Below are 22,340 nucleotides of genomic sequence, written 5' to 3' on the forward strand. Positions count from 1 at the left end.
ATGGGAATCTTTATTTTCGTATTTATTTGTTTATTTGTATCCGGGTACTTGTTTATCAATATGTTCGACAATACGCGTCAGACGCATAAAGCGGCCGTGCGGAAAAGAATACTCATCTCGTTTTGCCAGGCCATCATTATTTCGGGCATTATCCAGTTTATTATTCATTAGCAGGAAGTCGCTAAGAAAGGGGCTTTTCACCGGGAAAGGCCCCTTTCGTCATGGATTAGAGCGCAGGAGTGCCGGTTACTGATTTATGAATTGCTTCAACGGACCGATCACTAGGTTCATTCCGTCTACCATGCCTTGAAGATAAACAACCTTCTCGATATCATGAGGATTTTTATCGGCCACATCCGACAGCTTCCTGCGAAAATTGTATTGGGTCGTTTCCAGGTTGGCAACCAGCCCTGTAAAGTCCTTGACCGCTTTCTGGCATTCTGTAAAATCCTGCTCGGTAAACAGGTCATTGTTCTTGCTGATTAACTCTTTAATAAAATGATCGGTATACTGTGACATGCAGTTCAACTCCTTAAAGCTTTTCAGCAGTTTCCGTACGGCAAAGCATAGCTTATCGTTTGTTCTCAAGGCCGTTTCTATACATGCAAAGGCCCTTGACACTTTCAACTGTAATCGATATAATAACAGTATGAAAGGCAAACAGCAGCAAATAGCGATCAGGTTTATGAGGAGGCATCACTGTGAATAGCGAGTTTACAATAGCGGTTCATAGTCTGGTATTGCTCGCTTACAGACCCGATCATATGGCCACAAGCGATATGATCGCCCACAATGTATGCACCCATCCGGCGCGAGTGCGCAAAGTCATGGCGCTGCTTCGCAAGCACGGTTATGTAGCCGCCAAGGAGGGAACCGGGGGAGGATTTTTGCTCCATTGCGATCCTTCACAGGTCACACTGGCTGAGATGTATCGTTTAACCTCTATGGGGTCCGTCAAGCCGGGATGGTGTTCGGGCGACGTGGAGCAGGATTGTATGATTGCATGTAATATGGCTGTGGTGATGGATGACATATTCGCTGGGGCGGAGAAGCAATTGATTGAATATTTCGGTCAATGGACGATCCGCGATGTATTGGAGCGGCTGCGTCGAGAGCAAGAGAAGAAACGTTAGCGTTTCTTTTTCCGGGCCAAACTGTTACGAATAAGATCTCAGTTAGGGTATGCCTATCGTTTGCGGCAAGGAAGCTTGGTAAATGGCAGGTAAACTGTAATTCGTTTCATTTCAGTTAAGCAGATCCTTATTTTGAGGAAGGAGAGTGGCAGTAATGACATCGATCCGTCAGGATTGGATTAAGGTAAGCGATTGGGTTAGCGGAACGTCGGCGGAGGATGAGAAATTTATAGGCTATGTGGAATCCATTGATGCCTATGGGACGGTGAAGGTTCGGGTTACCCAATGCGATCATGAAGAAGCGATCGGTCAAGTCGTTACCAGCTCGTTGGGCAAATTGTCTAAGCTGACCGATTATGTGCCGGTAGAAGCGGGTCTCCGCAGCTTGATGGATCTGGCCTTAATGACTCGCGATCAGGAATGGTTTGACGATTTGTACGCGAATCTCCGCATGCTGCAATTTGATCCAAACCGTAACGACAAGCCGTTCCATGGATACGGTTCAGGCCCTTCTATTAGTCGAGTTCGAATCGATTAATAGTTTAGGTTGATATATATCAAGGTTAAAACTATTTAAAGGAGAGTGCATACTATGTCTTTGATTAAAGTAGAAGATCACAATTTTAAAGAAACGATTTCTCAAGAAGGTGTCGTGCTGGTAGATTTCTGGGCTCCGTGGTGTGGTCCTTGCAAAATGATCGCCCCTGTTCTGGAAGAGATGAGCCAGCAATTGGGCGACAAGCTGACGATTGCCAAAATGAATGTGGATGATAATCCGGAAACTCCCGGAGCTTACGGTATTATGAGCATTCCGACTATGAAGCTGTTCAAAAACGGCGTCGAAGTGGCTACAGCTGTCGGTTTCAGACCATTGGGTGATATGCTGTCGTGGGTAGAGCCCCATTTGGCCAACTAATGGAAAAGGATAAAAACATAACAACCCTGCGGGTACCTGGATCATCCGGGAAACCGTAGGGTTGTTTTTTACGTTATAAATCCTTGCGGTTGAACATGAATAATCCTGCTGCTATCGCAGCGAGGGTATAACAGGCCGCATAGAGTAAAAACGAATTGGATGGGACTTGGCCGATGCCGAACGGGCCGAGAGCGGAGTCCAGTTCTGCAATCCCCTGCAGCTCGGGGAGATAGAACATCTCGGAGAGCATGCGATGCTGAACGGATTCGGTAGGCATGGCGAGGGACATTAATCCCGCAATGGTTGTCAACGGTTTGACGGCGTCGTTGTCCAGTCTGGCGATGCTTCCTACCTTTTCGATCATTCCGCCAAGCCACCCCGCTCCGTACAGCATGGTCATAAATACGCCGTTCCCCAAAGCGGAGAATATGCAGGATCCAAGCATCGAGACGGAGACCAGGATCGGAACTACGGAGGCGAATAGCAGAAACGATTTGATCAGTGCGAATAGATCGGAGGGAACCCCCGAATGGTAATCGGTGATCCATAAAATCGAAACGAACAGCAGGGCGGCGTACCCTATTCCCAAGGTCACATAGCCGATCCACCGGCCCATATACCAATGCCAGCGCGGAACAGGACGAGGCATGAGCGCCTGCAGCACTCCTTGCTCCGCTTCTCCCGAGATAACGGCAAAGGAGCTGAAGATGGATAGAAAAGCGATGACAAAGGCTCCGAAAAAGAAGCCGAGCGTTAAAGTAATACTGCCTAGTGTAAAGCTTTGAATAAGATAAGTTATGCTGGTCTTATCCTGCGTATCATGAAGCCGTGCTCCGATGGTTTGAGCGACAAACCAAAAGGCGAGCAAAAAAACGATCGTCATGAGCAGTGTCAACAGCATAACTCTTTTGCGCAGAAGCTCTTTCCAGGTCATTGCGATGATAGCGTTCATGCGCGTTCCCCCCTATGACTCAATCCGGACACGGCGCTCATGAACCATTCGTCCAGCCTTGTTTTCGATTTTTTCACCTCATACAAGGTCATGCCTTGCTCAATCACGAGGCTGTTCAGCCAGCCAATCTGTTCGTCATCCTCCAGCTCCGCTTCCAGCCATACGGAATCGCTGTCGTGTGGCACCTCCAGCGAGGCTGTTGCGATCGGAAGACCTGTCATGTCCTGAAGCCATGTCAAACCAAACGGCGTGAACCCGCCGACACGCAAGTGCCAGCGGGTTTTCTCCTGCAGCACGTCGGAGACGGCTCCGGTGTGCAGTATATTTCCATTATTCAGCAGGGCGACTCGGTCGCACAGCATTTCGACGTCCTCAAGCAAGTGAGAGTTAAGGAATATCGTTTTTCCTTGACCGCGAAGCATGCGCAGGAGATCACGCACTTCCATGCGTCCGATAGGATCCAGCGCGGAGGCCGGTTCATCCAGGAATACGAGCTTCGGATCGTTAACGAGAGCGCAGGCTAAGCCCAGTCGCTGCTGCATGCCCTTGGAATAGTTCTTCACGCGGTCTCGCCCGCGCAGACCGATTCCTACCTGATCAAGCAGCTCGGGAACGCGTTTTCCGGCTGTGACAGGATCCATGCCGCACAGCTTGGCATGCAGTTTCACAACCTCCTCGCCGCTCAGCCATTCCTGATAGCGGTACAGCTCCGGCAAGTAACCGATATGGCGCCGCGCTTCTACAGAGCCGATCGGTTCGCCCATGATCATCGCGCTCCCTCCGGTAGGACGGATGAGGCCGACGAGCATTTTGACGAAGGTGCTCTTGCCTGCGCCGTTAGGGCCGAGGAAGCCAAAGGCTTCCCCCGCACCAACTTGAAGCGTAATACCGCGGCAGCCGCGGCCGTTTCCGTAATCCTTGCTTAAATTCTGAGCATCAATCATGGTTTGGCTCACAACTTGATCAACTCCGTTACTTTAGCAATAAGGGCGGCGCGGCTCGTTAGCCCATTGCTGCCGTCAACCCTGTACAGCTGCCCTTGCTTCACCCAGGTTGCCGAGTAGTAGGTTGTCTTGCCCTGGTTGTATTGATTGGTGCTTACGATGACGTCTACGCCCTCGACCTTCACCTTTTCGACCTGGCCATTGTCTATGATAGGTAGCGGAACGGAGCCGCCTTGCAGGACACCGGCTGTTTGCAGGCTTTCCTTAAGGTTCTGAGGCAAAAGCGGGAATTGCAGCACCGCATCCAGCGCCTCCGCTACCGGAATGGACGGATCGACCGTAATTGTCGGCACCGGTGTTTGTGTGAACGAATAGCCCTTGGAATCTCCCTTCTCGGGGGAATCTTTGGATACAACATACAGGTGAACAGTCTCACCCATTTCCAGCGTGATCGGTTTGCCGTCTACGGAGGCCGGCAGCAGCTTCGTTGCCCCCAGGCGTTTCATGGCTTTGTTAACCTCATCCACATTCATATTAAAAGTAAGGCTGTTGGATGGGGAAACATAGATTTTATTTTTGGCATCATATTCAGGCGGGATAATAATCTTATGTCCAGCGAGTTTGGACGCTTCAGAAGCATCGACCTCGCCGATAGGTTTGCCCGACGTTTGGGAGAAGGTTCCGAACTTGTTGATCGACTCCCGTTCCTTGCCGTCCCCGAAAGCGCCGTTCAAGATCGTTTGCAAATCATTTTCCTGTACCACGGTAAGCTGCTGCATGCGGAACTTGTTCAAGATCGCGGCAAGAGCCTGGTTGCCGGAAGGCGTAGCGACGGTAACGGCGATAACCCCTGCCGCAGCGGCGCCGGCAACCCATTTTTTGTTCCTATGCAGCCAGCTGGCGAACGATCCGGATTTCTTGGTATGTCCGGATTCCGGGCTGGTAGGGTAAGCCTGCGGAATTGCTGGCTGGCTTGCGCTTCCTGCCATCGCCGGAGCTTCCGTTACGGAAGCTGTAAGAGGAGCGGCTGCGGGATCCGCCGTAAGTTGTTCGGACCAGCGGGACCATTGAGGCTGCGCTGGTTCTTGAGCAAGCTTTTGCTGCAGCTTGGCCCAAGCGGCATCCGTTACCTCTCTATCATTCTTTTTTGTAGATTCGCTCATCGAAATTCCTCCTATTCCATACGTGCATGTGCTTGCGTTTGCGCTTCGGCATGTTTTCTTAACCGTTCTGTAGCCCTGTGCAGCAGGGTTCCGACCAAAGGCGGGCGAACCTGGAGCTGCTCGGCGATTTCCGCGTAGCTGTATCCCGAGTACTTGAGGAGAAGCGCCTTGCGGTCTCGTTCGGGCAATTCCTCCAGCCATTCTCGCATTTCCTCCTGGTCGAGCTGTTTTATCAGAAGCTGCTCGTTAGACGGCTGCTCCTCTTCCGTGCTGAGGATGTGCAGGGATTGCTTCTCATGCAGAGCTCGCTCCCGGGCCTTTTTATTCAAATGGTCGTAGGCGATCCTCGTCAGCACCCGATGCAGCCAGGCGCCTATCACGGACGGTTCGTCCGGAGGGTTGCGGTAGAGACGCAGGAACACCTCCTGAGCCAAATCTTCTGCGGCCGCCTCATCTCTGACAAGCCCGATGAGCTTGCGGCGAACGGTAGGGTAATGTATATAAAACACTTCGCGAAAATAATCAGATGTTTGTTGTTGTTGCGGTTCCAATCGATTGTCCTCCTTTCAGCTGCAGCTATATATAAGACGGAGCATGACTTGATTTTGTATCAGCAGCCGGATCAATTGGAAAACATTTTGTCCTTTTTTATTATAACCCGGCGCAGGCTGTCGTTTTGCAGTTATAATGGAGGGGAACAGCTAAGCAGCCATGACGGCTGTAAAAGGGAAAGCTAAAGCCTCCGAACATGCAAATAACAAAAAGGAGTCGTTGTCATGGTTCCAGCTTTATTCGTTGCTCACGGAATGCCTACATTAGTGCTGGAAACGAACTCTTATACGAAGCTGCTGCGTAATTTGGGATTGCTGCTTCCGAGACCTAAAGGGATAGCCATTTTTAGTGCGCATTGGGAGCATCCTGTGCAGATGATCTCAAGTGCACCTCAACTGGAGACGATGTATGATTTTTTCGGCTTTCCGGAGCCGCTTTACGAATTGGACTATCCGGCCAAAGGGGATCTGGTACTAAGCATGGAGATCGAAAGGCTGTTGTCCGGCGAAGGGATCCGGTGTGAGCTGAATCATCGAAGGGGACTGGACCACGGCGTATGGACCGTTATGAAGCTGCTGTACCCCGAAGCCGATATTCCGCTGGTATCCCTGTCGGTACATCCCAGGCTGGTTCCCGAGGAGCAGTACCGGATAGGCAAAGCCTTGCTTGCTTTAAGGGAACAGGGGGTCATGATCATCGGCAGCGGCGGCACTGTACATAACTTGTCGAAGCTGAGATGGGAGAGCGAGGGAGCCGATAAATGGGCTGTACATTTTGATCGGTGGCTGGCAGATAAAATCAGCGTGTGGGATTTGGAGTCTCTATTCGATTATGTGCAGAGGGCGCCCTATGCCCAAAAGGCTGTGCCGACCCAGGAGCATTTGGCTCCTCTCTTTATATGTATGGGCGCTGCCGACCGGAACCGGTCCGCCAGACTGCTGCATCAGCAGTATCAATACGGCACAATGAGCTTATCGGCATGGATGTTCAAGTAAGCTGCCGAAGCCTTGCAGCTATAGGCTGGTGCATGGGAGAGTGAAGGAACGGCAAAAAACAGAGCCCGCACCAGGTGCGAGCTCTGCCCCATCGTTTAGTTCATCTTTAACCAGCTGTCCCACTCATGGACGCCGATACCGCCGAAAGAAGGGCGGCCTCCTATTTGCTCCAGCAATGCCGACAATTCCTGCATCATAAGGGCTTCGCTTTTGCCGTAAAACGTACCCGGCTCGCCGCTGTCAACCGTATCTACAGCTACAAGCACAGGGACGCCGGCCTGGTCGGCTTCAGCCAGCTCGGTTTGGACTGACGAGGCAATGTCTTGGGCTTTATTGAAATACGCCATCAGCGTCACTTCATCCATACGGCGAATAAGCCAATCCGACAAGGTTGTCCTTCCGCCTTGTCCGTCACCTACTTGAAACGAATCCAGCCACACCGGCATATCCATGCCGACGGTCAGAGTGGAATCGCTCTTCACCTCCTCGACAAATCCGCTTACCGTGTCTTTCCAAAGCCCAATGACCGTATCCGAATCCTTACGCCATTCAGGCAGTACATAAGGCTCCACATCCAAGTGAATTCCGGCAAACCGCTCCTCAGGAAGGACGCTCCCGTTGTAGCTCTTCACCCAATCGATGAACGCGTACATGCGCTTGTTATACTCCGGAAGCACCCAATTCGGAGCGCCGCCCAGCGCTTGAATCTCGATGTGCTGAGCGTTCGCCTTGCGAATAAAGCTGCTGTAGTAAGAAACGGGATAACTCGAATCCACCAGCAAGTAGACCCGGTTCACTCCTTTGCTCGTCAACTGCTGAAGCGTGCTGTCCGCTTCTTGGCCTATCACATACGGATTCCACATCCACGTGCTGAGAACCTGTTGGCCGTTAGCCTCAGCAGCCAGGGCGGAAGTCCCGTATAACAAGGACAGCCCTGTAAGCACCTGTCCGGCTAGTAAGCAGCTTAGCAGCAACCGACATAACCTCCTTCTTGTCTTTGAAGTATTGAATAGTTTCATGTGCCGCAGAGTCACTTTCCTGCTCCTTCCAAATTCAATGTTGGCCTTAGGATGTACCTGATCGTTTAAGCTTATTTGATTCATGTAATTCCCGGCATCCGTCGCTTATCATTGAGTCTGGGCCGAAGGGAGGGGAGCAAGCGCATCCTTCGGCGGTTTTTTACCTTGCTCCGCGAATAGACTTTGCAAAATCGGATAGCTCTTCTTAAGCCGTTCATGATAATCGACTTTGTTCCAATGATCCCATTTGTAGGCCAGAGGTTCCTGCTTATCTTTCCCCTCGGCACCGCGAACCCAGTGCGGCTCGACGCGGATCGACTTCACATCGTCGAATTTAAGCGCTCCGGCTTCGTAAGGGTGCTTCCATGCCTTGTGCTGGCTCGGATCGGTGAAGCCCAGCATCATCCAAGGAATACGCACCTCGATAACCGGGCCGGAAACGAACCAGTCCGCCAAGCTGTTGAAATCCGGGCTTGCCGGATCGGTCGTGCCTTGATGAAGCTGACCGAGCTCCACATCCTCGAAGGGAACCTTTTCCTTTGTTTGCGGCAGTACAAAGCCTTTGTTGACAGGCAGCTTATACGGCAGGAAGATTCCGTTCTCCGCATGAGCCCAGCTCTCCTGCCACGGCATCAGCTTCTTCTGGTAGCCGTACAGCCAGCTGTGATAATCGTAGGCGCTGCCGATATACAGGGAGGAATCCTTGGCCCCCTGCAGCTTCATGACAAATTCTTGACCGCTGCTGAAGCTAACACCGGGCGCTTGATCCGCCGTAGTGCTTCCGCCATTCAAGGTGTCGAAGCCAAGGTATAAAGGGTTGTCTCCAAGCTTCCAGTCGCCTTGGGAATTTCTCAGCATCAAATACAAGTACGCTTCATCGTGGGAAACCGACAGACTGTAGCCCGGATACTGCTTGGTTTCCACCTGCTTTCGACGATCCCAATCTTCCGTCTTGCCGTCCAGAACGATCATATCCTCAGGCGATTTGCCCGGTTCAACGGCCAGCACCCCAAAATGCTCCTCGTTGGTAAGCATATTTCGCCAATACGGCCGCCTTGCAATAGGCGTATCCAGCTCGAGCGTGTTCCAGGTGATTTTGAACCATTCGTCCTGCCACGAGAACAAGACGGCGCCGTCGTAATTTTCGTTGTATATGCTTTGATATAGAGCGGCGTCGATTTCACCCTGCTCCTGCTCGGTATGCAGGCCCTGGTTGCGATTCAGCGGACCGTAGTGGGCGAGGCCTCGGGAGCTAGGGACACCATACTCCGCCACAATCAACGGAATGCCTTTGTGATGCTCTCTTAAATCATGCAAATAACCGGCGTACGGATTGATTTCGCCCGTACTGTCCTTATAGGTCTGGTACTTATCCTCGTAGCTCAGCAGATCGGGATAATAAGGATAAATATGGTAAGAAGCGAAGTAGCCTGCCTTCCACGATTCCTGTGGATGAATATGCATCGGATCGACAGATGCCAAATCTTCGTTCTCCGCCGGTTCATTCGGATGCGTAAGCGGGTCCGTTGTCACCCAGTTGGTGAATGAAACCGGATGCTGCCAGCCATATTTCATCTCCTCCTGTGCCACGGTTTCAAGCATTTGCGCAAGCCAGCTCTCGAATGCGGAAGCCTCCGGCTTGGCCTGGAAATACGTCCCTTGAAACGGCTTCAAATCCGGATGCGCATCATTGGTTGCCTTGACCGCATAAGGATCCCATTCTGTGCCTACAACCCAGCCCAATACATAGGGCGAAATGTCCGCATCGTATTTGCCGGAAGCATGTCCAGGCTTGGCCTTTCGGTTGAGATTGCCGTGAACGGCATGGACGGCGTCTTGAATCTCTTGTTTAAATACGGCTATCGTATCTTCCTGATAGGCATCCCTCCCTTCGCCGCCATTCCCGTTCAACTGGTCCTCCGGGGCCCAAATGCCGTGAAGCATGTAGAGCGGGTCTTGGCGGCCGCTGTTGAATTCCGCCAGAGCCTCGTAGAAGTAGGGCGGCAAAATCGTATAGACGCGGATGACATCGGCATGCATCTCTTTGATTTGCCCGAACCAGCGCAAATAATCTTCCTTGGTCGGGCTGAGCTCTCCAGGCGCATGGCCGGGAGTAGTCGCGCCCAGATTGACACCGGTCCAAAATTGCGGTGTCCAGCCGCTGCCGTTGTATACTTCCAAATGGCCGTCTTTAACCGAGGAGGTCTGCTTAATTCCCTGCTCTTCGAATACCGGCAGCACCGATTGCGGAGCGGTCTTGGCCGGTCCGGCGAACCAGCCTCTTGTCCCATGCGATAACGTCCATGCAAGCGCCGCAACGGCAAACAGCGCAAGGACCGCCAGAACGAGCAGGGGGCGTTTGTTAACCGAATTCACTTGCATGATATCCTCCTTTTAAAAAGCTCTATCTTCTTATCTATGAAGGGTGTGATGTTTAGATTGTTGAAAAACCTGATAATCTGAAAATTAGCTTCGGTACCCCAATGGGGTATCCCCCTCCGGTCGCTGTTGTTCTCAGGAAATAAGGATTATATTTGCTTTATAGTGGAAATTTCCTGAGAACAAAGGCGAACGCTACCGCTCCTACAGGGGATACCCCATCTATTACCTTTCGTATTTTCCGTATGACAAAGCTTTTCAACAATCTGGGTGTCGATAGACGGTTTTCTCTCCACAATAGAATTTATAAGATTCCGAGATCATCGGAAGTGAAAATTATATTTGGCGATAATAACTTCCGCTTAACGCGGTCGCTCATCTACGGAAGGACGCCAATAAAAGTTTTTCTTACTTCAAGCATAAGGAGGTGCCCGACTTTACGAGTGTCATTTTGTCGGTACTGCAGCTGAGCTCCCGTTCTTCCTTCACTTCGATTCCGAGAGCTCTAAGCCGTTCCTGATTGGACCAGCTGTACGTGAATTCAGCCGGAATCGGCTGAGGCACCTGACGCAGCTCGGCAAGCTGGCCCCTCAGCTCCTGATTCCAGGCGAACTGTTCCTTCGTGTACATGCCGGTGACGAGCAGCGCATTCGCTGCAATCAATACGGCCAAGGTCCAACCGGCGGCCTTTATGGTCCGGTAGCCGTTTTGCAGACTCAGCGCCAGCCAGACGCAGATCAGCGGCACGAACCATAGCTGCGGCACGTAGCGGGCCCACCACGCCGCCGGATTGACGAACGCCGAGGCCGCCAGCAGCAGGATAATGCCAATGGCCGCTAACGTCCAGCCGGTGCGCCTGCGAAAGGCGAGCAGCAGCACCAGCAGCGACAGGATCAACGTCCCGCTGAACAGAGGGCCGAAGCCGGATACCGCTACATCGGGCTCTCCGTACACTTGCAGTTCGCGGTCCGTGAAGGTGAACGGCCATTTGAATTGGGTCGGCCTTTTCTCCGTGCTGTTGCCGACGGTCGTCGCAAAATAGGAGGAAGCCGCTTGCTCGAAGCGGTTCATCATTTCGAGGTTGCGCGGGATGAAGTTTTTGACGACGTCAATCGCTTCTTCACTGGCTAGCGGGTAGAACGGATGCCCGTCCCGGACGGTATTCGTCACATACGGGTTGTAGCCGACCAGCAGGACGCCCGCTAGCCCGCCGATAGCGCCGATGCGGAACAATCGCTTCAAGAGCCCGAATTGCTCACTCATATACAAAACGATGAGCAGCCCGACGGTCAGCAGGCCTGCATACGCGATCGCTGTAAATTTGATATTCATGATGAGAATCATGGTCAAGGTATAGCCGAATAGCAGAATCCGGTTTGCACGTGAATAGATTAATGCGCCGAGCGCAACCAGACACAGCAAGAGGGACGCCAGCAAGCCATCGACATAGTAGCTGAATGCTTGATAGATGCTCACAGGGTTTAGAGCAAGCAGCACCGCAACGATCCAGGCTTGGACGCGCTGGTTCGGCCGCAATTGCAGCAGGGCCGACAAGCTGAGCAGAGCGGAGGCAGCGATGGTAAGCAGGTTGATGGCTTTGCCGCCCTCCAGCAGGCCCGTTGCTTTATAAATAGCCGCAGCCGCAGTCTCCGCGCCCTTGGCATAATGGTTGACCCAGATGCTGTTTCCTGTCGGCATGGACACGGGCGCATCATAGACCGGATTCCACCCGTTGGAGAGCAAAATAATCGCTTCCTGGTGGTACGCTTGTCCGTCGTAGGATAAATCGTAAAAATAGGCGCTGATCAGGAGACTGCCAGCAAACAGCAGAGCAGTGCACCCGATGGATGCTCCGAAGAGCCAGCGAGGCAAATCCTCTCCTGAAGCCTGGAACACGAGCCATGCCGTTCCGACTGCCGCCGCCGCAGCTAGCCAAAAATGCAGCGGCAATAGCGGCACATGGACCAGGAACAATAGTGACGGAATGACGAAGCCGGCTACAACCAGCATCAATAGTGCCATTCCGGTCATCAAACTAAAGGAAGCAAGTCGGTTCTTCATTAGGTCACCCCTCCATTTTCATGCTTATACAATAGGATTTTAAGAGAGGCATTGTGAAGCCGCCCAGCCCAGCATCGTGCCTACGGCCAGTCCGCCGAGCAGCTCCAGGCGGGTATGCCCTTGACGTTCCCGCAAACCGGCTTCCGCCGTCGGGGTATTGTCACGGACCAGCTTATTGATCCATTTGGCGCTATCTCCAACAGCCCGCCGAATGCCTACCGCATCGATCATGACGATATAGGTTAATGCTACGCCTAGTCCGAACATCGGGGTATCGAAGCCCTGATCGAAGCCGGTCAGCATCGTGACCGAGGAGACGACGGACGTATGGGTGCTCGGAAACCCGCCGTTCCCGATAAGATGACGCGCGTTCTGTCCATGCCGGATGCGGTTGATAGCGTATTTCAAGGTTCCGGACACGACCAATGCTATAAAAGGCAGAGCCGGATATAGGATGCGGGAGCTGATGTCCATGATCTGATCACCTCGATTCTTTTTGCCATGGAATCTTTTCTCTAAAATTCCGCGATTAAATCCGTGATTAAATAGGGTAGCGGGGGAAGGCCCGGAAAAGAAGGCTTACCCGGTTCATGACGCTCGGGCGATCACCAGCACTCCGGCTGAGATCAGGATCGCGCCGCACCATTTTTGTACAGAAAGAGTCTCTTGGAATAAGAAGAAGCTGAGCACCATGACCAGGATATAGCTCAGACTGACCATCGGATAGGCCGTACTGAGCGGGAATTGCTTCAAAGCAAGCAGCCAGAAAATCGAGCTGAGCCCGTAGCTTCCGATACCGGCGATCACAGGCCAATAGGCCTTCAAGCCCGTCCACGTTAATAAGGCAGCCCCCGCAGGCTTAACCCCGTCAACGCCCCATTTCATCAAAATCTGCCCTGAAGCACCCAACAAGACGGAGGCAATTAACCATATGTATTTCATCACACTATTGGTTCACTCCCTTTTAATTGCTGAAAAACAGCAGGATGCAGCCGACGGAAAGGCCGTACAGCACAACCGTTATTAAAATATGCTTGTCTTCCAGCAGCAGCTTTTCCGGACGTCCGCCTTTATCCTCGATATGAATCAAATACAAATAACGGAACATGCCGTACAGCACGAAAATGAGCGTCCACATCAGATGGATCGTGCGTCCCGACGTAAATGTAAACAGAGCGTAGCTCATGATCGTGGCTGTCGTAGCGATGGCCGACATTTGGTCCAGCATTTCCACCGAATACGACTCCAGCACTTTGCGGTGAGCCCCTTTGCCGCCTTCGAGCAGCGCCAGCTCATGACGCCTTTTACCGATTGCGAGGAATAAGGCCAGCAGCATGGTGCAGATCAGAAACCAGGGCGTAAGGGCCACACCGATCACCAGACCGCCTCCAACAGCCCGCAGAACAAAGCCGGATGCAATAATCAGCAGATCAAGAATGACAACATGCTTCAGCTTTAAGGAATAGAGCACGTTCAAGAAAAAATACGCCGACAGGACAACGCCGAACAAAGGCTGAAAGCGAAACGCTACAAGAACGCAGCACAGCAGCAAGACAAACCCGAACACCAAGGCCATCTGCGGCTGAATGGCGCCGGAAGCCAGCGGCCGATGCTTCTTCTCCGGATGCATCCGGTCTCTTTCCCGATCCACGTAATCGTTCAAAATGTACACGCAGCTCGAGACGAGACAGAACAGGACGAAGCCGGTCATAGCCCGGATCAGCATATTCAAGTCTGCCTGTTGGATGGAAAAGATGAGTGCGGCGAACACCAGCAGGTTTTTGGTCCATTGCCGCGGTCGCATTAACGCCAAGTAGTGCATCGGCAGCGCACGGCTTTCCCCTCGCTTCAGTTTGACTTGAGCTTTCGTTTGGTCCATACCCCATTCTCCTTTTCGTTTTGATTTTTGACACGTGCAGGGCAGAGGGGTGTCTGGGATTCCTTCGGTTCCGGCATTCATTATATCGAAAACGCTATTCGATAAAAAGAACGAAATCATGCCGTTTTTTGGAGAATTCTAGAGGATTTTTAATGATTTCGTTCTCTAAATCGAAATAATTCGCTATTTTGAATTTTTATTTTGGGTAATTCTGCGGTATACTCCAAGATATCGTTCTGTAGATAGAACAATTCGACTGTTCTCTGCATAGAACGATCTCGGCCGATACTCGACCAAGCATCTATTACAACAAAGGATCGATGGCGCATGTTGGGAAAGCGAGTGAGGAAGCTGCGCTTGGAGAAGGGACTTTCCTTATCCGAGCTGTCACAAGCCTCAGGTGTGGCCAAATCGTACCTGAGCACCCTTGAGCGGGACATTCAGTCGAACCCGTCCATTCAATTGGCGGTTAAAATTGCAGCTGCATTGGACATCTCTTTGGAGCAGCTGGTGCAGCCGGAAGTGAAGCAGCAAGCACCTTTATCGAGGCAAGACTGGTACGAGCTGTTCGAAGAGGCGGCGAATGCCGGCATTAGCCGGGAAGAGCTCAAGCGGATGATTGAACTGCAAAAACGATAGTGATGAAAACAACCACGAGGAGGAGTAAACAATGTGCGGTATTGTAGGCTATATCGGAAGCAGAGATTCGCAGCCGATTCTTTTGGAAGGATTAAAGAAACTGGAGTATCGCGGATATGACTCGGCCGGAGTGGCCATCTATACGGACAGCGGCCTGAAGCTGAAGAAAGCGAAGGGAAGAATTACTGAGCTGGAGCATCGGCTGCAATTCGAGCCTTTGGCGGGCTCGGCAGGCATAGGCCATACACGATGGGCGACCCACGGCAAGCCGTCGGATGAGAATTCCCATCCTCACACAGACAAGGATCGGACTATCTCTGTCGTACATAACGGCATCATTGAAAATCATATGCAGCTGAAGGAGGAGCTGGAGCAGCTCGGCTATACGTTCGTGTCCGAAACGGATACGGAGGTGCTGTCCCATCTGATTGCCCACTATTATGAAGGCAGTCTTGTACAGGCCGTTCGCCATGCAATTTCACGGATCCGGGGCGCCTACGCCATTGCTGTGCTATCGGCCTATGAGCCGGACAAGCTGGTGGCGGTACGAAATGCGAGCCCGCTAATTATCGGAGTCGGGCACGGTGAAAATTTCATCGGATCGGATATTCCGGCCATATTGGAATATACGCGGGACGTCTACATCCTGAATGATGGGGAAATGGCCGTATTAACCCGCGAAGGGGTTGATCTTATGACCCTGGAAGGCAATTTTATCGCAACACAGCTGTTTCATATTGACTGGGACCTGCTGATGGCCGAGAAGAATGGCTTCGATACGTTCATGCTGAAGGAAATTCACGAGCAGCCGAGAGCTTACCGGGATACGATGCGCGGAAGGATCGACGAGAAGCTGCAGAAGGTCGTGCTGCCGGGGATGCAGCTTACCGGGGAGCAGGTTCGTTCCATAAAGCATATTCATATCGTCGCCTGCGGAACCGCCTATCATGCGGCATTGGTCGGGAAGAACGTCATAGAACGGCTGACCCGCATCCCCGTGGAGGTGGATTTGGCATCGGAATATCGATACCGGATGCCTGTCATTCCGGAATCTACCATGGTCATTGCCGTCAGCCAGTCCGGGGAAACCGCCGATACGCTCGCAGCGATGCGCGAAGCCAAGGAGAATGGGGCACGAGTACTGGCCATAACCAACGTAGTCGGAAGCTCTGTCGCGCGTGAAGCCGACGATGTTCTATTTACGCTGGCAGGGCCGGAAATTGCCGTTGCCTCGACCAAAGCCTATACGACACAGCTGATCGGCTTCTATTTGCTCGGATTGTATATGGCGGAAGCACGGGGCACTATCGATAAAATTACGCAGCTTGAGATTCTTGCTATGCTCGAACGGCTGCCTATGCAGGTAGAAGGGATGCTTCAATACCTGCAGCCGATAGAACAGCTCGCCCATCAAATAACGCGTCACGAGCATCTGTTCTTTATCGGCCGGGGACTGGATTATTGCGTCGCGATGGAAGCTTCCCTCAAGCTGAAGGAAATCTCCTACATTCATTCGGAGGCTTATGCGGCAGGAGAGCTGAAGCACGGATCGCTGGCCTTGATCGAGGACGGAACCCCCGTCATTGCCCTGGCAACCGATGACCGGCTGATGGAGAAGACCCTCATCAATATTAAAGAAGTCAAGGCGCGGGGGGCGTACGTTATCGGCATTGCATTAGAGGGCAACACGGAGGTTGCCAAGACAGCGGACCATGTCATTTATGTGCCGTACACCCACTCTCTGCTGACGCCTGCCGTTAGCGTAATCCCGCTGCAGCTGCTGGCTTATTATACCGCTGCCCTCAGAGGCAACGATGTGGACAAGCCGCGCAATTTGGCCAAAAGCGTTACGGTAGAATAAATAAAAAATACAGCGTGCTGTTGGAGGAGAGAAACGTATGGAGATGGAGCCATTACAACAGACGGCTTCCGTATTGTACGTACTGGGAGCCGCAATAGCCGGCGGGTTCGGCATCTTGGGGCTGCTGCGATTCCGACATCAAAGCAACGCCAGGCAGCTGAACGAAGGCCTTGCCAAGCATCAGGACTACTTTGCCTATTTAAGTGTCCAGATGGATGAAGCCCAGGCTCTACTGCCCCCGCCCGGTTCTTTAACCCGTATGGAGCTTCGAGCGGTGCAATCCAAGCTGCTGGAATGGATCGAAACGATCCGGGGGCCGCACCGGGACAAGCTTACAGCCTTGTGCCGTGATATGGGACTGATCGATATGGAGCTGAGACGGTTGAACAGTCCTTGGCATGCCGTTCGCGTGGAGGCTGCATACCACCTGGGCGTTATGCGCGCCGGTGAATGCGCCGAAGCACTGCTAAAGCTTCTGGAGCGCGAGATAGCGGAGTCCACCGCGTTCGTGGTCGGACGTGCGGCGGCCAAATGCGCGCAGAGGCCGGAGGAGCTGCGGCGGCTCATCTCGCTGCTCATGGAGCGGCATCCCCATGCGCAGCAGCTGACAGCGGACATTCTGTCCGCATCATCGCTCGATCCGTCGCCCCTGTACGCCGAGATATTGGATACCGAGACGAATCCGGCGCTGCTCAAGCTGGCTTTGACCGGCTTGTCCGGCGGAAGCCGTCCGTGCAGCTTAGCATCATTGGAGCGACTCCTGAGGTCGGAGGACGCAGACGTGCGTCTCCAAGCGGCAAGACTGCTGCTGAGGTATCCGCAGGTTTTGCCGCCAGGCCGTGTCGGCGAGCTGCTTGCTCATCCTGATGGAGAAATCCGGGCCGCCGCTGCACAAGCGGTTGGCGAGCATCAGCTGTTGTTCTACACTGAACCGCTGAAGGCTTCCCTTGCCGATCCAGACTGGCGGGTGCGCTATGGCAGCGCCCAAAGCTTGATCCGCCTGGGTCTCGACGGCTTTGAAGTCTTGTGCGAAGCCGCCCGCGATATGCAAGCAGGGCCGGCCAAGGATACGGTGTGGAACGCCATTCATGAGGCAATGGATCTGTCGGCCGCTGCGGCCGAACGAGAGATGCGGCAAATCCCGCTGCATAGTGAGATGTCGCGCTTATACCGCACGAAGTTTCAACAAAATTACACGAGCCCTTCTGCTGCGACGGATTCCCATCGGTTCGTAGAAAGAGGGACAGGATGAGAACTTTTTTATTGGATTATGGAATTGCAGCCACTTATTTAATTATCGGGTCCAGCCTGCTCTACTTGTTCATTCTGGCTGTATCCCATCAGAAAATGCTATCGCTGGTCAAAAGCACGATGTACTCCCGCTATAGGGAGCTTGCAGGCTCAGAGCACGTACCGCCCGTATCGATTCTGGTCCCGTCCCATAATGAGGAGCTGACGATTATCGAGAGCGTACGCTCGTTGATGCTGCTGGAGTTTCCGGTCTACGAGGTCATTGTGATCAATGACGGGTCCAAGGACCGCACTCTACAGGTATTGATAGAGGAGTTCGACCTAAAGCCGACCCGCCTGACTCATTATCAGCCTCACCTAGAGTCCAAGCCGGTCCGGGGGATGTATCATAACCCTCTATATCCGAAATTGGTCGTCATCGACAAAGCAAACGGCGGCAAAGCGGACGCATTGAACGCCGGAATCAATGTCTCCCAATACCCTCTTGTTGCGACCATCGACGCCGACAGCTTATTGGAAAAAGATGCGCTAATCCGCTTGGTCAAGGTTTACATGGAAAACCCGGAGGAGCATATCGCTATCGGCGGCAATGTGCGCATTGCCAACGGCAGCACGGTAGAGGACGGCCGCGTCACCTCCGTTCGCCTGCCGGACCAATGGCTTCCCGCCCTGCAATATGTGGAATATATGAAAGCATTTCTCGGCGGGAGGATCGGCTGGAGCTCGGTGAACGGGCTCCTGATCGTATCCGGTGCCTTCGGATTATTCCGCAAGGACTGTTTGATTGAAGTCGGCGGCTATGAGGAGGATTGTCCGGGCGAGGACATGAATATCGTCATGAAGCTGCACCGGAATAGACTCGCCCGGAATTTGCCTTACAAGATCATCTTTTGCCCCGATGCGGTTTGCTGGACGCAGGCGCCTGATACGCTGAGCATCTTGGGCTCACAGCGCCGCCGCTGGATCCGGGGCACGCTATGGAACGTGATCCGATTCCGTTCGATGCTGTTCATCCCGAAGTATAAGGTCATTGGCTGGCTATCGCTGCCATATACCATTTTATATGAAACGATCAGCCCTTACATCCGCTTATCCGGGCTGGCCGCGCTGGCCGGGTATGTGCTGATGGACATGACCCAGCTGCCGGTACTGCTCGTCTTCCTGCTGGCGAACCTGCTGATTGGACTTATCTTCACACTAGGCTCCCTCATTATCGAGGAGATTGCCATGGGGCGAAAGGTCAGCGGTCCAAGCTTGCTTCGCATTCTAGGCTTATCCGTTATCATTTCCGTATATTATGATCCGTTAAATGCATGGTGGAAGCTGCACGGCCATTGGGATTATCTACGGCGCAACCAAGGCTGGGGGAATATGGTCCGGCGCAGCTGGACGACAGATACGGCGAAAGCTACCGCCTCCGCTGCGGAATCCAGTGCTTCCAAGGCACAGGCCATCTAATGGTTTGCTGACTATGCTCTCAATCAACTTTGAAACGAATGGAGTGAATCTGTTATGAAAGCTTCTTTGTTAACTCAATCCGTAGGATCAGACCATCTGTACCATCAAATTAACCAAGTGCTTCAATCCTCGGCAGGGTGGAGCAGCTGCGGTGTTATAACCGCCGAGTCCCACATGCTGAGCTCCATAGAGCATCAGGATTTGGAGACGCGATTGAAGATGGAGGACTTGAACTTGATGGTGCTCACCGAATATGAAGCGAATGAGGGTCTTCTAACCATTCTGCTCCCCGGACAATCGCTCTCCTTTACCCATTATTTGGCCATAACGGTGAAGGCATTCCTTCATGACGCCGGATTGCTGTCCGGCAGTCTTGCGGTTGCCAGCTTCCCCGAGAGCTCGCTGCTCACGCCGGAGGCAATTCGGGATTTTCTAGCGCTGATAGAGGATGGGGAACGTATGGGGCATGAAATCGCCATTTACTCGGGGCAGCCGGCCAGGGCATCGGTTCCAAGCATCGTCATGGTTGAGCCGAATGGCGATCTGCAGGAATTTCTCCATATGCGCCTCGGCCACCGCGGATATGACGTTCATCCTGCGCAGGACGGTCTGGAGGGGCTGCGGCTCATTGAGGCGGTCAAGCCCGATCTGGTTCTTACAGAGCTGATGCTTCCCGCACTCGACGGATACCAGCTTATTCACCGCGTATCGCAATCGGACCAGGCACCGGACTGTCAAGTCGTTGTAATGACGGATCTGGGTGTGGAGCAGGATGTATACAAATGCTTCGAGCTTGGCGTAGCGGACATTATCCGCAAGCCGTTCTCTCCCGTAGAATTGGAGGCTCGTCTGCGAAGATTGCTGGCTTGATCGAACTGAATAGGGAGTAGATAAGGAGCTTAAATTATGAAGGGTACCCGCTTCCCGGTCACTTGGCTGCTGCGCCTGATTGCGGTTGTTCTCGTCGGCACCCTCATCTGGCATTACTGGCCTGCCATGAAGGTCGAGAGCATGAAGAGCGCCGACGGATCGCACATCAAGTTTCGCACCCAGGGTGATCACATCGAAATGTACGATAAACAGCAATGGACTCCTTTTTTCGTAAAAGGGGTCAATGTAGGCGCAGCGCTGCCGGGGCATGATCCCGGGGAGCTGCCTATAGACAAGGAAACGTATTTGAAATGGTTTCAGCAAATTCAACAGCTTGGCGCCAACACCATTCGGGTATACACCATTTTGTCCCCGGTCTTCTATGAAGCGCTGGTGGAATATAATCAGAAGCATGCGGACAATCCGCTTTATTTTATCCAGGGTGTCTGGACACCGGAGGAAGAATTAATCGAGAAAAAAGACGCTTATCTGGACGACATCTACCAGCAATTCGAGAATGAAATTACGCTGGCCGTCGGGGCCGTCTACGGGACGGTGGAGATTCCGGAGCGCTTCGGCAAAGCGAGCGGCGCGTACCGTGCCAATGCCGGTCCGTACCTGCTTGCCTGGCACCTGGGTACGGAATGGGAGCCGAATATGGTGAAGAACACCAACGAGAAGCATAAGGATAAAACCCAGTACCAGGGCACCTTCATATCGGCCAAGCCCGAAGCAAGCCCGTTCGAAAATTGGCTGGCGCGTCTGCTCGATCATCTGGCCGTACAAGAAGAGCAGAACGGCTGGAAGCATCCTCTCACCTTCACGAACTGGGTGACGACCGATCCGCTAAAGCATCCTGGAGAAATCCTGATCCAGGAGGACATGTCCAGCGTGGATGCGACCCATCTGGATGCTGCCGGCTGGCAGGGCGGTTACTTTGCATCGTTTCACGTTTATCCGTATTACCCGGACTTTTTCCGGCTGGATACGACGCTGCAGGATGTTAAGAATGCCGACGGCACTGCCAATACCTACCGAAGCTATCTGCGCCAGCTGAAGGCCTATCATAAGGGGATGCCTGTTATGATTACGGAGTTCGGTATCCCGTCTTCCGTCGGGATAGGGCATCTGGCCAACATGGACCGGAATCAAGGCGGGCATGACGAAATGGAGCAAGGACGGATCAATGCCTCGCTGCTGCAGGATATTCATGCCGAAGGAATGGCAGGGGGCATTGTCTTCTCCTGGCAGGACGAGTGGTTTAAACGGACGTGGAACACGATGGAGTTCGAAATTCCTCAGGCACGCCGAAAATATTGGCACAATGTGCTGACGAACGAGCAGTATTTCGGGCTTGTTGCGGAAACGTCCGGCAAGGAGGGCGTGCTCAATATCGATGGAGACGGCAGCGATTGGAATAAGCTGAAGGCGGAGGACAAGCAAGTTCTCCCAGGCTCTTATCCAGGATTCCAATCGATAACCATGACGCATGATGAATCTTATGTCTATATCCTTGCGGAGCTCACGAAGCCGTTTGATCCCGAGCACGAGCTGCTGAATCTGGGAGTGGACACGCTGCCCGGAGGCAACAAGCATGCGAAGGAGCTTGGCGGACGCCAGTTGGATGAAGGTTTGGAGACGCTCATCACGTTAGGCAAAGATAGCGAGAGCGAAGTGAAAATCGCATCGAATTACGATTTCCATACCCGATTATACGGGAAGCTGTATGGTATGCTTCAGGTGAAGCCGGAGGAGATGAAGGATGATTCCGGACTGTTTCACCCGTGGAAGCTGGCCGTCGGATTGGAGATGATCCCTCCGGATTCAACCCAATACTATCCGTTTGAGGATGTGGCCGCTGGCCGCTTGACGAGAGGAACGACCGACCGTACTTCGCCAGACTTCAATTCTCTCGCGATGTGGCAGGCCAAAGGGAGTATCGTCGAAATGCGCATCCCGTGGATGCTGCTTGGTTTTACCGATCCGAGCTCCCTACAGGTCATGAGCTACGAAGAGAAGGACGGCAAGCTGACAGCGGTAACAACCCAAGGCATTCGTCTCGTTCCCTGGATTCAGCAGCGAAGCGGACCAAACGCTCCGACAGCGGGGGAGGCTGCTGCCGAAACGGTCGCCGTATCCAAGCTGCCTGTCTACAGCTGGCCTGTCTGGAATAAGGTCGAATACCATGAAATATTGAAGCAAAGCTATGATCTCATGAAAGCAGCGTTCGAACAGATAAAAAGCCCTTCCTGAACCGGAAAGGACTTT

The 22,340-nt window shown here is 52.9% G+C and carries 22 protein-coding genes; 11 read left to right on the plus strand and 11 right to left on the minus strand.

The genetic code is table 11. The annotated features are described in order from the left end of the window. Positions 1-171 carry a hypothetical protein gene (locus B1728_RS36460; RefSeq protein WP_179136256.1) on the plus strand — a complete coding sequence of 57 codons (171 nt, stop codon included), beginning with the start codon at positions 1-3 and terminating at the stop codon, positions 169-171. Between the two features lie 75 nt (positions 172-246). Here B1728_RS36460 and B1728_RS29650 read toward each other — a convergent pair whose 3' ends face one another. Continuing rightward, positions 247-519: a hypothetical protein gene (locus tag B1728_RS29650; RefSeq protein WP_079914043.1), complete on the minus strand. Its 273-nt coding sequence runs from the start codon at positions 517-519 to the stop codon at positions 247-249. Positions 520-701: 182 nt separating this feature from the next. On the opposite strand from B1728_RS29650, the gene B1728_RS29655 reads away from it, so the two are divergent. From B1728_RS29655 to trxA, 3 genes are all read left to right on the plus strand, one after another. Next, complete coding sequence (locus B1728_RS29655; RefSeq protein WP_079914044.1) at positions 702-1,133, plus strand: RrF2 family transcriptional regulator; 432 nt, start codon at positions 702-704, stop codon at positions 1,131-1,133. Positions 1,134-1,287: 154 nt separating this feature from the next. After that, a complete protein-coding gene (locus B1728_RS29660; RefSeq protein WP_079914045.1) occupies positions 1,288-1,671 on the plus strand; it encodes a hypothetical protein in 384 nt (127 codons plus the stop codon). A gap of 54 nt (positions 1,672-1,725) precedes the next feature. Beyond that, positions 1,726-2,049 carry a thioredoxin gene (trxA, locus tag B1728_RS29665; protein ID WP_079914046.1) on the plus strand — a complete coding sequence of 108 codons (324 nt, stop codon included), beginning with the start codon at positions 1,726-1,728 and terminating at the stop codon, positions 2,047-2,049. Positions 2,050-2,122: 73 nt separating this feature from the next. Here the strand turns inward: trxA and B1728_RS29670 are convergent, their stop codons facing one another. The 4 genes from B1728_RS29670 to B1728_RS29685 are packed head-to-tail and all read right to left on the minus strand — an operon-like array spanning position 2,123 to position 5,659. After that, a complete protein-coding gene (locus B1728_RS29670; protein WP_079914047.1) occupies positions 2,123-3,001 on the minus strand; it encodes an ABC transporter permease in 879 nt (292 codons plus the stop codon). Further along, complete coding sequence (locus B1728_RS29675) at positions 2,998-3,945, minus strand: ABC transporter ATP-binding protein (protein ID WP_079914175.1); 948 nt, start codon at positions 3,943-3,945, stop codon at positions 2,998-3,000. Before B1728_RS29675 ends, B1728_RS29670 begins: the two co-directional genes overlap by 4 nt. 8 nt (positions 3,946-3,953) lie before the next feature. After that, positions 3,954-5,108 (minus strand): hypothetical protein, encoded by a 1,155-nt coding sequence (locus B1728_RS29680; protein WP_079914048.1) that lies wholly within the window; start codon positions 5,106-5,108, stop codon positions 3,954-3,956. 11 nt (positions 5,109-5,119) lie between these two features. Next, complete coding sequence (locus B1728_RS29685; protein WP_079914049.1) at positions 5,120-5,659, minus strand: sigma-70 family RNA polymerase sigma factor; 540 nt, start codon at positions 5,657-5,659, stop codon at positions 5,120-5,122. Between the two features lie 225 nt (positions 5,660-5,884). Between B1728_RS29685 and B1728_RS29690 the strand changes: the two genes are divergently transcribed. Continuing rightward, on the plus strand, positions 5,885-6,655 hold the full coding sequence (locus B1728_RS29690; protein ID WP_079914050.1) for a DODA-type extradiol aromatic ring-opening family dioxygenase: 771 nt from the start codon (positions 5,885-5,887) through the stop codon (positions 6,653-6,655). A 95-nt stretch (positions 6,656-6,750) separates the two neighbouring features. On the opposite strand, the gene B1728_RS29695 is transcribed toward B1728_RS29690, so the two are convergent. From B1728_RS29695 to B1728_RS29720, 6 genes are all read right to left on the minus strand, one after another. After that, complete coding sequence (locus tag B1728_RS29695) at positions 6,751-7,629, minus strand: hypothetical protein (RefSeq protein WP_079914051.1); 879 nt, start codon at positions 7,627-7,629, stop codon at positions 6,751-6,753. 153 nt (positions 7,630-7,782) lie between these two features. Continuing rightward, a complete protein-coding gene (locus tag B1728_RS29700) occupies positions 7,783-10,056 on the minus strand; it encodes a hypothetical protein (protein ID WP_079914052.1) in 2,274 nt (757 codons plus the stop codon). Positions 10,057-10,461: 405 nt separating this feature from the next. Next, entirely contained in the window at positions 10,462-12,114 is a 1,653-nt protein-coding gene (locus tag B1728_RS29705) for a hypothetical protein (protein WP_079914053.1), read from the minus strand. Between the two features lie 39 nt (positions 12,115-12,153). Next, positions 12,154-12,588, minus strand: a complete 435-nt coding sequence (locus B1728_RS29710; protein WP_179136257.1) for a divergent PAP2 family protein — start codon at positions 12,586-12,588, stop codon at positions 12,154-12,156. 114 nt (positions 12,589-12,702) lie between these two features. Beyond that, complete coding sequence (locus B1728_RS29715; protein ID WP_256865581.1) at positions 12,703-13,056, minus strand: EamA family transporter; 354 nt, start codon at positions 13,054-13,056, stop codon at positions 12,703-12,705. A 22-nt stretch (positions 13,057-13,078) separates the two neighbouring features. Further along, entirely contained in the window at positions 13,079-13,936 is an 858-nt protein-coding gene (locus B1728_RS29720; protein WP_377740202.1) for a decaprenyl-phosphate phosphoribosyltransferase, read from the minus strand. Positions 13,937-14,320: 384 nt separating this feature from the next. Here B1728_RS29720 and B1728_RS29725 point away from each other — a divergent pair, with 384 nt between their 5' ends. The 6 genes from B1728_RS29725 to B1728_RS29750 are packed head-to-tail and all read left to right on the plus strand — an operon-like array spanning position 14,321 to position 22,325. Beyond that, positions 14,321-14,632: a helix-turn-helix domain-containing protein gene (locus tag B1728_RS29725; protein WP_079914056.1), complete on the plus strand. Its 312-nt coding sequence runs from the start codon at positions 14,321-14,323 to the stop codon at positions 14,630-14,632. Between the two features lie 31 nt (positions 14,633-14,663). Continuing rightward, complete coding sequence (gene glmS, locus B1728_RS29730) at positions 14,664-16,493, plus strand: glutamine--fructose-6-phosphate transaminase (isomerizing) (RefSeq protein WP_079914057.1); 1,830 nt, start codon at positions 14,664-14,666, stop codon at positions 16,491-16,493. A gap of 37 nt (positions 16,494-16,530) precedes the next feature. Next, the gene (locus B1728_RS29735; protein WP_079914058.1) at positions 16,531-17,745 is read left to right on the plus strand and encodes a HEAT repeat domain-containing protein; all 1,215 of its coding nucleotides are present in this window, start codon (positions 16,531-16,533) and stop codon (positions 17,743-17,745) included. After that, the gene (locus B1728_RS29740) at positions 17,742-19,202 is read left to right on the plus strand and encodes a glycosyltransferase family 2 protein (RefSeq protein ID WP_079914059.1); all 1,461 of its coding nucleotides are present in this window, start codon (positions 17,742-17,744) and stop codon (positions 19,200-19,202) included. The genes B1728_RS29735 and B1728_RS29740 overlap by 4 nt, the downstream gene beginning before the upstream one ends. 54 nt (positions 19,203-19,256) lie before the next feature. Further along, on the plus strand, positions 19,257-20,072 hold the full coding sequence (locus B1728_RS29745; RefSeq protein WP_079914060.1) for a response regulator transcription factor: 816 nt from the start codon (positions 19,257-19,259) through the stop codon (positions 20,070-20,072). A gap of 36 nt (positions 20,073-20,108) precedes the next feature. Next, complete coding sequence (locus B1728_RS29750) at positions 20,109-22,325, plus strand: hypothetical protein (protein ID WP_079914061.1); 2,217 nt, start codon at positions 20,109-20,111, stop codon at positions 22,323-22,325. Positions 22,326-22,340 lie beyond the last annotated feature (15 nt).

This window comes from Paenibacillus sp. 32352, from assembly GCF_002042965.1.
Classification (GTDB): domain Bacteria; phylum Bacillota; class Bacilli; order Paenibacillales; family NBRC-103111; genus Paenibacillus_S; species Paenibacillus_S vulneris.